This window comes from Novosphingobium aquimarinum, assembly GCF_009746585.1.
Taxonomy (GTDB): Bacteria; Pseudomonadota; Alphaproteobacteria; order Sphingomonadales; family Sphingomonadaceae; genus Novosphingobium; species Novosphingobium aquimarinum.
Window position 1 is genome coordinate 21,153 of sequence record NZ_WRPO01000033.1, and the last position, 13,851, is coordinate 35,003.

The window sequence follows — 13,851 nt, forward strand, 5'->3', positions numbered from 1 at the left end:
GTCCCCAATGAAAGGGACAGCATCGTGAGTGAAGACGCCAGCGCCTCAACCGATGGCCAATTCGTCTATGGGATGCCCACCTATGAAAATAGGCGGGTGGCCATCGACGAGGTCCACGCCCGACCATATCTCCTGATCGAAGCGCCTCGCGTCCTGGTGCAGCTCGCCTTCATGAATGACGGCAATCTGGCGAAGGACAAGGCGACGCTGGCGGAATTGTCGAGCCGCATGGGTGCGTCGCTGCCCGACGATGACACGCCGCTTCACGGCCTGACATTCGAACAGGGCGATCTCCACTGCGAGAAGCACACGGAGTTTTCGACGTACCTGTGGTGCACACCGCTCGATCCCGAAACCGGGAATCCGTCGGGCGAAGATCCGTTCAAGCATGGCTTCACACCACCCGGGCCGGTCATCTGCGGCATCCGTCTGGACGTGCTGGCGTGGACGGAAGAGACGGCGAAATACATAGATCGCTTCGATCCGATCAGCCGTTGCCATTCGCTGGTCGAGGATGGCACGGCCGAGATCGTCACCGATTTTCGGCAGGATGCCGACGGGCTGACGCGGATGCTCATCCTTGATCGCGGCCTGACGCCGATGCGGCTCGGTGCGCTGGCGCAGCGGCTCCTCGAGATCGAAACCTACCGGACGCTCGCCCTTCTCGGCATTCCGTTGACCCGATCGCTCGGACCGCACCTGCGCGCCATCGAGAAGCGTCTTGCAGCGATAACGGACGAGATGCGCAAGTCTGCGCGCCACGACAGCGAGGCGCTGCTTTCCAGATTGACGGATCTCTCGGCCGAGCTCGAGGCCGACACGGCGGCCAGCCTCTATCGGTTCGGTGCGAGCCGCGCCTACTACGAAATCGTCGAAGAACGGCTCGCCGCACTCGGCGAGACCTTCGTGCCCGGCTGCTATCGCTGGCGAAGCTTCCTGCATCGCAGAATTGCGCCGGCGATGCGGACCTGCCGCGCGATCGAAGAGCGGCAAGCCAATCTCTCCGACAAGCTGGCGCGCGCCACCTCGCTGCTGCGCTCGTGGATCGACGTGGAGCTCGAACGCCAGAATGGCGATCTGCTCGCCTCGATGAACAACCGGGCAAAGCTGCAATTGCAGCTCCAGCAGACCGTGGAAGGTCTGTCTGTGGCGGCGATTTCCTACTATGTGATCGGCCTTCTGTCCTACCTGATCAAAGGCATTCCCGGCATCCACGATGCCGTGGCGCCGGAACTGGTGATTTCAGCCCTGGTGCCGGTCGTCCTGCTTGCGATCTGGTGGACCGTTCGGCGGATCAGACATTCTCATAGCGATCATGGGCTGCCGCCCGGGAAGGACAGGATATGACCCGAGAACCCTCTTCGGCTGCATCCGGCGATCGCGCGCAGGGTCGCCCCGGCTGCGTGCAGGTGCGCGGGGCACGCCAGAACAACCTCAAGAATGTCGACGTTGACGTGCCGCGCGATGCTTTCGTGGTCTTCACCGGCATATCCGGCTCGGGTAAGTCGAGCCTCGCCTTCGGCACCCTCTACGCCGAGGCCCAGCGCCGCTATCTGGAATCGGTCGCGCCTTATGCCCGCCGACTGATCGACCAGGCCGGCGTGCCGGAGGTCGATGCGATCGATGGGCTGCCGCCAGCGGTCGCCCTGCAGCAGCAGCGCGGCTCGTCCAACGCGCGCTCCTCAGTCGGCAGCATCACCACGCTCTCCAGTCTGGTGCGGATGCTCTATTCGCGCGTAGGCGAATATCCGCGCAACCAGCCGATGCTCTTCGCCGAGGATTTCTCGCCCAACACGGTCGCGGGGGCCTGCCCGACCTGCCACGGGATCGGCCGCGTCTATGACGCGACCGAAGAGACGATGGTGCCCGACGACACGCTGACGATCCGGGATCGCGCGATCGCCGCCTGGCCGCCGGCGTGGCACGGGCAGAACCTGCGCGATATCCTCGTGTCGCTTGGGCTTGATGTCGACACCCCATGGCGCGATCTGCCGAAGAAGGATCGCGACTGGATCCTCTTCACCGACGAAACGCCATCGGTGCCGGTTTATGCCGGCCTGACACCCGAACAGACCCGCGTCGCCCTCAAGCGCCGCATGGAGCCGAGCTACCAGGGCACCTTCACCGGCGCCCGCCGCTACGTGCTGGAGACCTTCGCGAACACGAAGAGCGCGCTCATGAAGAAGCGCGTCTCGCAATATATCATCGGCCGCGCCTGTCCGACCTGTCACGGCAAGCGGCTGAAGCGCGAGGCGCTGTCCGTGAAATTCGCCGGGCTCGACATCGCCGCGTTCGGCGACCTGTCGCTGCTGAACCTGCGAGACCTGCTGACGCCAGTCGCGCAAGGCGAGTATGGCGATGCGACAGCCCCCGCCAAGGGTCATGTCCTCGGCAAGTCCGCCCGTGATGCGGCAGTCGAACGCCGGGTCGCGGCCGGCGGTTCGGCGCACAAGAGCGCACCCGACGTGCGCCGGACACCCAATCTCTCCGACGAGAAGCGCCTCGCCGCGCAGCGCCTCGCCTCCGAATTGCTCGAACGGCTCGGCCCGCTGATCGATCTGGGGCTTGGCTATATCTCGCTGGATCGCAGCACGCCTACGCTCTCTTCGGGCGAGCTGCAGCGCCTGCGCCTCGCCACCCAATTATCGTCGCAGCTGTTCGGCGTGGTCTATGTGCTCGACGAGCCGTCGGCGGGGCTGCATCCGGCCGATGGCGAAGCCCTGCTCTCGATCCTCGAGCGCCTGAAGGCGGCGGGCAATTCGCTCTTCGTCGTCGAACATGACCTTGACGTGATCCGCCATGCCGAATGGCTGGTCGACGTGGGACCCGGCGCCGGCGAGAAAGGCGGCAAGGTCATCTACAGCGGCCCGATCGCGGGGCTCGCCGACGTCGAGGAATCGATCACGCGCCGCTATCTGTTCGCAGAACCGGCCGCCAATGACCGGACGCCGCGCGAGGCAAAGGGTTGGCTTCGCTTGGAAGGCGTGACCCGCAACAATCTACATGGTCTCGATGCCGAGTTCCCGATCGGCTGCTTCACTGCCGTCACCGGCGTCTCGGGATCTGGCAAGTCCAGTCTGGTGAGCCAGGCGCTGCCGGAGCTTGTGACCGAACATCTCGGTGGCGCACCCGCGGTCGACGAGGATGACGTCGATCCACTGCTGGACGTCGCGCAGGAGTTCACCCAGGGCCGTATCGCCGCAGGCATGGAGCATATCCGGCGGATCGTGCGGGTCGATCAGAAGCCGATCGGCCGAACGCCGCGCTCGAACCTCGCCACCTATAGCGGCCTGTTCGATCATGTGCGCAAGATCTTCGCCGACACGCCGTTTGCCCGCCGCCGCCGCTACAGCCCCGGCCGGTTCTCGTTCAACGTCGCAGAGGGGCGCTGCCCGGTTTGCGAGGGCGAGGGTTTCGTCATGGTGGAGCTGCTGTTCCTGCCCAGCGTCTACGCGCCTTGCTCGACCTGCCATGGCAGCCGCTACAACCCGCAGACGCTCGAGGTCGAATGGAGCGGCCGCACCATCGCCCAGGTGCTCGAACTGACGGTCGACGAGGCGTGCGACTTCTTCGCCAGCGAGGCGCCGGTCATGCGTTCGCTCGATGTGCTACGGGAGATCGGTCTTGGCTATCTCCGCCTTGGCCAACCGGCGACGGAACTGTCCGGCGGCGAGGCCCAGCGCATCAAGCTCGCGACCGAGCTGCAACGCGCCCAGCGTGGCAACACCATCTACATCCTCGACGAACCGACCTCCGGGCTGCATCCGTCCGACGCGGATCGGTTGATGCGGCACCTGCAGGGTCTTGTCGATGTCGGCAATACGGTCGTGGTCGTCGAGCATGACATGCGCGCGATCGCTCAGGTGGACTGGGTCATCGACCTGGGGCCGGGAGCCGGAGAGGACGGCGGCCGGATCATCGCCAGCGGCGTTCCGCGTGATGTCGCCGAGGCACAGCACAGCCTGACGGCGCCCTATCTGAAGGCGGCGTTATAGGACCGCGCACATCGTTCGAAAGGTCGGGCGAATAAATGAACCTGAGAGGAGCCGAGCGCAATGAGCCTTGTCGGTTGGATCGCGACGATCGCCACTATGATAGCCGCGATGATGACGGCCTCGAACCTGGGTGCAAGGGTCACCGGCTGGGGCTTCGTGGTCTTCAGCCTCAGCTCGGTCTGTTGGACGATACTGGGCTATACGACGGGCCAGGTCGCGCTGGTCGCGACGAACGGCTTCCTGATGATCACCAATATCGTCGGGATATGGCGCTGGCTCGGTCAGCAGACGAAATATCAGGATGGAGGAAAATCGGCGGAACTCGCAAGCGAGCGGCCGAACACGCCCAACCTCTTCACCGCGACAAGCCTGATCGGCATGGTCGTCGATGATAGATCCGGTTCGAAACTCGGCCGGGTCGTGGAGGCGCTCCTCGAGTGCGCGACAGGCAGGATCAACTATATCGTCGTGTCGGACGAAAGATATGGCGGCCTGGAGGAGACCTTGCGCGCGGTCCCGTTGCAGAGCGTGCAGATCTGCAATGCGCGCCTAGCCCTGGAGATCGATGACCAAGTCTTCAGGTCGCTTCCTGCATTGAAGAACCGCGAATGGCCCGCGCACGCGGCGATCGCATAGGGTAGAGGAATTGGCGCGGTCTCGCCGGCATGAAGGGCGGTCCGGCTCGGCAGGCGATTGATCCGCCGATGCTTTGATGAGTGCGTTTTTAACTGTCGTTGAACTCTCTCTCGACTAGGCTTGCCCGGCTTGGGGGGAAGCCAGTCCGTGAATCCGCTTGAACTCATTTCGGCTGCGCCGTGGAAGCGCGTTGCGTTCACAACCTATGCTTTGTCCCTTTCCTTCTTCGAGGCCGTGCTGCTCGACGCGCTTTTGCGGGGCGGTGGCCGCAATGCCCTGATCCTGTCGGATCCCGAGGGCGTGCGGGCAGGCCTCAGTGAGGAAGGGGCGCGCCGTGTAGGTCGGGACTATGAGATCGAGCCGGTGGCCTGCTCGAACCACGGCGTCTTCCATCCGAAGATTGCGGCACTGTTCACCGACGATGACGCGCACCTGCTGATAGGGTCGGGCAATCTCACCTTCGCCGGATGGGGTGGCAATCTCGAGCTCGCAGAGCACCTCCATCCCTCGTTCGCAGCAGATGCCTTTGATGATGTGGCGGGGTTCTTCGAGCAGCTCGCAGGATCGGATCAGGTCATGACCTCCGCCGGCTCGGCCTGTGAAGCGCTTGCGGCCATGCTGCGGCGATCGGCGCAAGGGCATGCTCGCGCCGGGAATATCCACGTGCTGCATAGCCTCGAGGGTTCAATCGCCGAGCAGCTTGCTCTCTACACGGAGGAGATGGGCGGCGTCACGCGGGTCACTGCAGTCTCACCCTATTACGATCTGCGGGGCGAAGGGCTCGGAGCCCTGGCCGCATTGCTGGAATGCGAGCGGATCGACCTCCATGCCCATCCATCGGGCACTGTTCGCGGCCAGGGTTCGAATGCCTGGCCTTTCGAGGGTGGGAGGAGATGGAGCGCCATCAACGTCTCGGAAGCGTTCGGCAGTGACGATCGCCCCCTGCACGCAAAATCGATCGAACTGGTCTGTCGCAAGGGCCGGCTTTTGCTGAGCGGCAGCGCCAATGTCACGCATGCCGGCCTGTTTGGACGAAATATCGAAGCTGGCGTGCTGCGCATCCAGCCAGATGCCAAATCCTACTGGGTGACGAAGAAGGCAACGGCCCCGACCCGTTCTTCGGGGGACGATCTCGACGACGATGAGGGCGCAAGCGCGGCGGTCGGCATCCTGAGTGCTTGCCTGGAGGGAGAGACCATTCGCGGGCGCATCCTCGTACCGCGCGTGTCCGGCGCTGTTCGTGTCGATCTGCGAACGCCGCGCTCCACAAGGGATCTCGGGACCGTGCAGATCTCCGCCGACGGCGCGTTCATGCTTGTGGCCCCTGGCATCGAGATTGAGAGCTGGGAGAATGGCCGCCTGATTTTGGGACTTGAGCGTAATGGCAGGCGCTGGGAGGGCTTCGTCTCGATCGCGGCGGCGCTTGAGCTCATCAGGCGGACGGGTTCGATCGCCCCGCGGCTGATGGCCATGCTTGCGGGCACCGAGACGCCAGCCGACGTCGCCGCGATCCTGGCGTGGTTCCGCGAAGATCCGAGCAGGATGCCGGCCGCGCTTGCGGCCGGTGGCGCCGGATCAGGGGATCGTCCGAAGGCTCTGGAAGCAATGGTGACGCTCGCCGACCTGAAGGCCGCCGGTGTCGCCGCCAGCACGAACGGCGGTGCCGGGCCCGGCGAGCCCTCGTCGGTCTGGAAGCACGCCATGGCGCTCATTCGGGCCGCGTTCACCCAGTCGCGGGGTCCCTGGGGCGGCGGCGGCGAAACCGATGACGACGATGATGAGGATGAAAAGGATCGCGAGAAGCGCGCGCGGTCCGAGGAACTGGCCAATTATCGGTCGCTTCAGATCTTCGACGAACTCCTTGGTGCGATGCTCGGCGCTCAGGCCAGTGGGCAGAGCGCCCTCACCGCGTTGTCGCTGTCGCACTTTCTGGCCGATCGGATCCGACCCGCTCCCGGAAAGGTTCAGCTCTGGCTCGACAAGATCCTGCCGCACATCGTCGATCTCGATGGACCGGAAGCCGATATCGCCATTGCCCCGGTCCTGCTCCAGCACGCCGCAGACCGGCGCGGTGACAACGCGATCCGGGCGCGTCGGTATTTCGTGCGCCGCGGCATCGACCCTTCGGGCCTGACGGTTTCAACAGAGGCGATCCCTGCCTTTGTCGATCTGCTGGGTCCGGATTTGGACCTTGATGCGTTTCTTTCCGAGGTCTCGGCCGCGCGCACGATGGGCGAGCAGATCGACGCCTATCTTTCTGCCGCGCAAGGACGCGGCGCAGCGGTCGGCTTCGACACGCTACGGCAATCTGCGTTCTGGCCAAACCTGGAACAGGCGCTTGGAAATGCCACGAGCTTCGCCAAGCTGATCCTGCTCGAGCGGTTCCAGTCGGCTTGCCCGCGTTGTCACATGCGATTGCCGACTGCGGCTGCGGAAGATTTGCGTCAGAGAGGTCTCGCCAGCTGCTGCGGGCGCACCATTTTGAACCGGGACTGCTGACGATGACGGACCTGAGCGAGCTCCTTGAAACCGCGCGCCTGGCCGCCGATCCGCGGGCGATTGACCGTCGGCGCGTCGATTTCGGCGGCGTCGATCCGCTGGGCCTTCGACAGATCAATTTCGGATTGATGGATCGCGTTCTCCCTGATCTCAACAACGTGGCCAGCCACATCCGTCCCTATACCCTCATGGCATGGGCCTGGCGGCGCGTTCGATATGTGGTCGAGAACAGCAAGCGGAACGCTGCGGCGCCCGAGGATATGCGGGACTTTGTCGATCGGATCGAGGCGATCTTCGCCTGGTCTCAATTCCTGGTCGAACCGCGCGCTGATATTCCCGGCGCGCAGGCGATGCGTTCGATGCTGGAAGCCAGCAAATATCGTTTCGGCGGAGACGAGTGGGAAGCTCGGCGCAATATGCGCAGGTACTCGACGGGCCTCATCTCTCCGCTGAACTACGGCCCCAGTCTGCGCACGATGGGGTGGCTCGTGCCGGTCGAGGGAGCGACAGGCATATTTCAGGCAGACCCATCGCTGGATCCTGTGCTCGACGCTTTCGAAAAGCGCTTCGAGGATGAACTTGGCCACGAAGCCTTCAACCGGTTCGGCGCGGTGACGGTGAAGCGGTCGGATGCGGAGCGCTGGGGCAAGCTGTGGGCGCTCGAGAAGCCGAGAGCCGCCGAACGCAAAAGCATGTTTGTACGGCTCGGGGGCGCGCGAGCGGCCACAGCACGGCAAAAGGGGATCGCGCTTATTCAGGCGGCCTTCGCCGATCTTGCGGATGATGAAGCCTCCTATGAAGATATTCGTCTTCGGATGGCCGACCGAGCGGAGGAATGGGGGGAGCCGGGAGATCGCCCGCCCGCGGCCGATGAATGGCGGGCAGTGCAGATCCGCCAGCTGTTCCGGCTTGCGCTGGAGGGTCTGTTCTTCTGGACGATCGGCGCCCTGCTTCCCGGCCCGCTCACGACCGCGCAATTGGTACGGACGTTTCTAGATAGTCTGAAGGAGGAAGCTTTGCCGGACACGGCGGGCGCCTGGATACTGGCGTCGGATGACAGGAAGAACCCGATCGAGCATCTTCGCTCGCTGCAGGCGGCGTTGAGGGACCAGGCGAAGCTCCCGTCTGCCATCGTGACGGCGCTCGCGCTCGCGCTGCGCGAGGCACCTGATCAATGCCACAGCTTCGAGAATCCCGATCGTTTGCCGCTGAGCCGTGCGAAGAGGGAAGCCACGTCTTGGAGCAATCTTTCCCCCGCCACCTTCATGGCCCGCCTGTTCGAGATCTGGATCATGGCTCAGCATGCCTATTGGTCCGTCGGCCGCGGTCTCGCGGACGCGCGCAGTCGCGGCAAGACGATCCTGCGCTTGCGCATCGTGATGGATGAAGGCGGATGGACCCTGACGCCGGGCACCACCAGGCAGGGAAACCCTCCCGAGCCCACACCCGATCGGCTCGACACCGCGATCAGCTTGCTGGTCGAGTGCGATCAACTCTGAACGACATGGGACGAGCCGGTGCCGCCCCATGACTGCAGAGTTGCCCAGCCTCGCAGGAGGGAGTAGATTCCAGTAACTTCCCGCTTTCAGGGTCCGAAGACCGCCAAAGGGGTCAGAGAGGTTGTAGGAACAAAGCCACCTGAAACGCGATCCCCGCTCAAAGAGTGAGCAACTCGATTGCCGCGTGTCTTCGGATCATGTCGGTGCGTGCCCGGTGATCGACCTGGCGATCGTGTCGCTGACAAGACCGTTAAATTGGCAGACGGAGCCCGTATCTAACCAGAATACATGGTCAACTTGAGCGCGCTGAGCAGCCTAGGCGGCCGGCTACGGACTCGATGCCAGACAGGTCATTGAGGGGACTTGGACAAGTGCTGGAACAGGATCTTAAACGAGCGAGCATCTTGGTCGTCGAGGATGAGACCTTGGTGCGCATGACGACGGCTGAGATCCTGCTCGACGCCGGTTTCAGGGTGCTCGAAGCGTGCAGCGCGTTGGAAGCGGTGACCGCTCTCGAAGGACGCGACGATATCGCGGCCATCTTCAGTGACATCGAAATGCCTCCCGGCATGGACGGCATTGCGCTTGCGGGCCTGGTTCGAGCGCGATGGCCGGAAGTCGGAGTGGTGCTGACGTCTGGCCGTGTGGCGCCGGACGGCGCGGACGTGCCGTTTCTGGCAAAGCCCTATCGCGCGGCCGAGCTGGTTGCCCAGATTGCCGCGGTGGTCAAACCGGAGGCCGGCCCGCTCACGGATGACGAGATTCTCGATGCTTGGCACGAGGCGGAAGCGGCATTGACCGGTGCTTCGGAGGCGGACAAGTCCGAAGCGGCGCATCGCGTGATGCTTGCCGAGCAAAGCGCCATTGAGCGCTTTGGTCTTGGTCGGCATGTGGCCGCCTATGATGCCCGCTACCCGGAAGATCCCGAACAGGAAGGGTAAGCACGAGTCGTTCGGTCAAGAGCCCCGAAATGGAAGGGGTCAGGGACGCTGCGCGAACGGCCGTCGCCTAATTGGGCGCGGTCTTGCCTGATGCTTCGAGATCGTCCCTGATCCTGCGCAAATCCTGTTCGATGAGCTGCAAGACCGGCGTCAGTTCGCCTTCAACGGTGTGCCCCTCCAGGGCTTCGCGGACCAACTGCAGCTTCACGATAACCGCGTCAAGATTGGGAGCGGGAAGCGACTGAAGCGTATCTACCGCTTCGGTATAGGGCCCGCCAACGCCCTCGGAGCCCAGCTCCCACTCCGCAAGGAAGGCGCGCTCCTGCTCGATATCATCCGGAAGTATATCGCGCGTTGGATAAGGGTTGCGAGATTTCCATTCCAGCCAGGCGGCGCGCGCTTGCCGGAAGCGGGCGATCGCCGCCAGCCAGGTGGTAATGATCGTATCCGACACGGACATAACAATCGCTCTCTGCCGCGGCCCACCTGTGGCCGGACCGCATGTCGTGGCTCCTCTCGCTAAGCGGCGACCGGCTGCACTGGCGCACGGCCGCGCGTGGCGCAGGATTTCCCGTCGAACGCGTTCGCCCGGCCGAGCTCAGCGCCTGAGATCACCGACGGGGAACTGTAACACGACTTCCAGCCCGTCCTCCAGCCAGCGCCGATCAATCGTTCCATGCAGGCTTGCGAGGCTCGCCTTTTCGAGCCGGCTGCCAAAACCCTCCGGCCTGGTTGGATCGGGCCGCCGCGGCGCGCCTGTCTCGCACCAGGTCAAATTGACGTGCTCGCCAGAGGTCTTAATCGCGATCGCCAGCTTGCCATCGTCGGAGGCGAGACCACCATATTTCGCCGCGTTGGTCGCCAGCTCGTAGAACACCAGCGCGATCGTCGGGAGAGCCTGCTGGCCGATGGGCGCATCGTCACCTTCGATCGTGATGCGCGCCGGCCCACGTCCTTGATGGGCGGCCAGAACCGTCTGGAGCAGCGCTGTGAGTGTCACACACTGGTCGGTCGTGTCGCTGTCGTGATGGGGAAGCATCAGCGCATGGGCCTGGGACAGTGCGGTCAGGCGCGCGGTGAGGTCCGCGGCCAGCTCGTCGACGTCGTCGGTCGACCGCGCGCTGATCGATACCAGTGCCGCCGTCAGCGCGAACAGGTTCTTCACGCGGTGATTCATTTCCCGAAGGAGCAGCGCTTGCCGCTCCGCCGCATGCTTGGACGGGGTGATGTCCCGCGCGATCTTGGAGGCACCGAGGACCTTGCCGCTCGAATCCTTCACCGGGGAGACCGTCAACGAGATATCGACGAGACTGCCATCCTTGCATCGCCGGACGGTGTCGAAATGCTCGACCTTCTCGCCGGCGCGCAATTGCCGGATGATCGACTCTTCCTCATGAAGCCGATCCTCGGGGATGATGATGGTGATCGGGCGGCCGATCGCTTCGTCAGCGGTAAATCCGAACAGCTTCTCGGCCCCGGCGTTCCAGCTCATGATGATGCCATCGAGCGTCTTCGAGAGGATAGCGTCGTCGCTGTTCTCGACGATCGCAGCCAGCCAGGCGCTCGCTTCAAAGGCTTCCTGCCGGCTGCGCGCTTCGCGGGCGGCGCTTTCGGCAAGGCTTGCCTGCAGATCGGATTTACTCAGGCTCGCCGGCATATACTCCGTTTCCAACGGTCTGCATTTCGCCGCCCCTGGCGGCCAACGCAGTCCTGACCGGGAGCACGGCGCAGCACGTAGATATTGAAATCGCCGCGAAAGGACAAGGAAGTGCTACGCCGCACGAGTCCCAGTCGCCTTAAACTGAATCAAGCGCCTAGTGCAGACGCCCCGGTCCCTCGACCCGTTGGATCAATTGCCAAGCAACATTCATATGTCGCCAGAAATCGCGCTCGACCTGTTCGTCTCGAACCTCGCATTTTGTATCGTGCAAGTGGTCGAGCAAGCCCTTCGCGCTGTCCAGATGGTGTCTGGCGGCAGCGCCCCAGGCATCAGGACTATCGGGCAATCTGAAGGTCTCAAGCGTCATGCCGAATTACTAGCCCGGCTCAGTTAATTATTAGGCCATCAGACTTTAGTCTAAGCTGGCCGCGATTTCACCGGCAGCGACTGACAAGTTGCCGAAACCCCGTCCGAGAGGTAGATTTCGTGATAGTCCCGACTGGGAGAGCACGATGTCGAAAGATCACAAGCAAGGCTCCTTTGGTTTGCAGGAGGAGGGCCGCCTCAAACTCGACCATCAAACCCGCAACGCATGGCTTGACCGCGACGAAGGGCTGAACGCCCGCTGGAAGGCCTCCGGGATGACCCGGGATGATTTCATCGAGCACAACCACGATGAGATCGACAAGGTGATCGCCGAGGACTCAAAGCGCGCCTAGCGCTCATCCTGGGTCGGCCAGGATCTGGGCGAGAAGCGTCTCCGCTGAAGCCATCGGCACGAACATCCGCGTGCGGTACTGGATCATCTCGGTGAAGCAGCCGATGGATTTGAGCCAGGCCAGACGGTCGTACGGGCAACCGACAAGCTCGATGCGCGGTGAGCCGTTCACCACCGACCGCTTGATGGTGAGCGGGAACGGATGGGAGACGTCGATGCTCCGACCCGCGGTCACGGCTTTGACAACGGCATCGGGCGGGAGCGTTTCGGAACGATCGATGCCGAGCTTGGTGAAGAGCTGGGGAACGTGATCGTCGAACACGAGGCGTCCGAGCCATGACCGCCCTTCCCCATCGACGATCCGGTTGACCGCCATGTGATCGCTCGGCAGCGCCGACCAGATCGGCAGCAGCAGGCCGGTGGCCAGCCGGATCGTTTCGCTGTCGACGGTCTGCCGGGCGGTTTCGACCTCATCCGACCATGTCGCGGTAAAGGCCTCGCGGGTGACCTCCTCCCAGGACGATTCGTAGAGATCGTCCTCGCGCATATATTCGTTGCGCGTCGGTCGCATCATCTCGACGCGCGGGATCGGGGTGCCCTCCTTTTCCTCCATGAGCGATCGCGCCCGCGTCCGCAGCGCCACCTTGCCGGACTTGCGGTTGATCATGAAGCCGGCGCTGGCATCGCCGTCGGCAATCCGCAGGATGCGTTCGAGGGAGACCGGGTTACGGCGCCGCGCGATCTCGATGGTGAGAAGATGCGAGGTCGCTCCGGTGCGAGGATCGGTCCGCAGAACCACGTCGTCGATCAGCGTGGCCTTGTCGACCAGGATCGTCTCGACGCCGACGTCAAGGCGGCCTGCCTCGCGCGCGGCCGAGACGCGGGTTTCGATGAGCGACAGGAACTCGTCGAAGATGCTGTTCTGCAACGCGATCGGCAAGGCGAGGATCCGGTTGAGCCAGCGCTGGATCGGCGGCATCTCGTCCTTGAGAACGCCGTCCTTGTCGCAAAGTTCGAGACCGGTGCGGTGTTGGAAATCGTCGAGCGTGGTGCTGGCGAGCTTGCCCGCGGCCAGAAGATCGAACCAGGAGAGGAGCGCCGCGCAGGCATATTCGCTTTCGAGATTGTCGGCGGGGTCGAAGAGCCCCTGCCCGCCCGTCTGGCGCTGGCCGCGCGTCAGCGCGCCGAGACTGTCGAGCCGCCGCGCGATCGTGCTGGTGAAGCGCAGCTCGCCCTTGCAGTCGGTGGTCACCGGCCGGAACAGCGGCGTGGTCGCCTGATGCGTGCGGTGGGTGCGGCCGAGCCCCTGGATCGCGCGGTCGGCGCGCCAGCCGGGCTCGAGGAGCAGGTGAACGCGCTGCTCCTGATTCAGGACGTCGAGCGAGGCATGATAGCTCCGCCCCGTGCCGCCGGCGTCGGAGAAGACTAGCATCCGCTTCTTGCCCGCCATGAAGGCGGCCGCCTCGGCCTGGCTGGTGCGCGCGGAACGGCTCTCCAGCTTCTGGCGCCCGTCACTCGCCGTGATGAGGCGCTTGGTGCGGCCCGTGACCTCGGCGACATTGTCATGCCCGAAATGCTCCAGAAGAGCGTCGAGCGCCGACATGATCGGCGGCATGGCGCACAGCTTCTCGATGAGAGTGTCGCGCGCGGCTTCCGCCTCCGGATTGTAGACCGGATGGCCGTCATCGCTCACCATCGGCAGCGAGCGCGGCGTGCCCGTATCGTCCTTGAAGACCCGCATCTGCCGGGTGGGGAAAGCGCGCTCGAGGTAATCGATGATGTATTCTTTGCAGTCGCAGTTTATGTCGAGCGTGGCGGCAGGAGGCGCAGGTTTCCTTCGGTTTTCCATGATTTCACTCCAGATAATATATGAGGATCAGGGGAATGTCTGGGGACGGGTCAG

10 protein-coding genes are annotated in these 13,851 nt (G+C 63.9%); 7 read left to right on the forward strand and 3 right to left on the reverse strand.

From position 1 onward, the window contains the following. Positions 1-24 precede the first annotated feature (24 nt). The 6 genes from GQO94_RS19755 to GQO94_RS19780 all read left to right on the forward strand — a co-directional run bounded on the left by GQO94_RS19755 (position 25) and on the right by GQO94_RS19780 (position 9,570). Entirely contained in the window at positions 25-1,347 is a 1,323-nt protein-coding gene (locus GQO94_RS19755; RefSeq protein ID WP_232333045.1) for a DUF3422 family protein, read from the forward strand. Then, positions 1,344-3,995 (forward strand): excinuclease ABC subunit UvrA, encoded by a 2,652-nt coding sequence (locus GQO94_RS19760; RefSeq protein WP_198046070.1) that lies wholly within the window; start codon positions 1,344-1,346, stop codon positions 3,993-3,995. Before GQO94_RS19755 ends, GQO94_RS19760 begins: the two co-directional genes overlap by 4 nt. Before the next feature lie 60 nt (positions 3,996-4,055). Next, entirely contained in the window at positions 4,056-4,631 is a 576-nt protein-coding gene (locus GQO94_RS19765; protein ID WP_156843107.1) for a PRC-barrel domain-containing protein, read from the forward strand. Positions 4,632-4,778: 147 nt separating this feature from the next. Next, positions 4,779-7,130: a phospholipase D-like domain-containing protein gene (locus GQO94_RS19770; protein WP_156843108.1), complete on the forward strand. Its 2,352-nt coding sequence runs from the start codon at positions 4,779-4,781 to the stop codon at positions 7,128-7,130. Between the two features lie 2 nt (positions 7,131-7,132). Continuing rightward, complete coding sequence (locus tag GQO94_RS19775) at positions 7,133-8,629, forward strand: septum formation inhibitor-activating ATPase (protein WP_156843109.1); 1,497 nt, start codon at positions 7,133-7,135, stop codon at positions 8,627-8,629. 371 nt (positions 8,630-9,000) lie between these two features. Then, the gene (locus tag GQO94_RS19780; protein ID WP_232333046.1) at positions 9,001-9,570 is read left to right on the forward strand and encodes a response regulator; all 570 of its coding nucleotides are present in this window, start codon (positions 9,001-9,003) and stop codon (positions 9,568-9,570) included. A gap of 67 nt (positions 9,571-9,637) precedes the next feature. Here the strand turns inward: GQO94_RS19780 and GQO94_RS19785 are convergent, their stop codons facing one another. Then, the gene (locus tag GQO94_RS19785) at positions 9,638-10,030 is read right to left on the reverse strand and encodes a hypothetical protein (RefSeq protein WP_156843111.1); all 393 of its coding nucleotides are present in this window, start codon (positions 10,028-10,030) and stop codon (positions 9,638-9,640) included. Between the two features lie 138 nt (positions 10,031-10,168). Further along, a complete protein-coding gene (locus tag GQO94_RS19790) occupies positions 10,169-11,227 on the reverse strand; it encodes a sensor histidine kinase (RefSeq protein ID WP_156843112.1) in 1,059 nt (352 codons plus the stop codon). 515 nt (positions 11,228-11,742) lie between these two features. Here GQO94_RS19790 and GQO94_RS19795 point away from each other — a divergent pair. Continuing rightward, entirely contained in the window at positions 11,743-11,949 is a 207-nt protein-coding gene (locus tag GQO94_RS19795) for a hypothetical protein (protein ID WP_156843113.1), read from the forward strand. Between the two features lie 3 nt (positions 11,950-11,952). Here GQO94_RS19795 and GQO94_RS19800 read toward each other — a convergent pair whose 3' ends face one another. After that, the gene (locus tag GQO94_RS19800; RefSeq protein WP_408636680.1) at positions 11,953-13,644 is read right to left on the reverse strand and encodes a strawberry notch C-terminal domain-containing protein; all 1,692 of its coding nucleotides are present in this window, start codon (positions 13,642-13,644) and stop codon (positions 11,953-11,955) included. Positions 13,645-13,851: the final 207 nt, after the last annotated feature.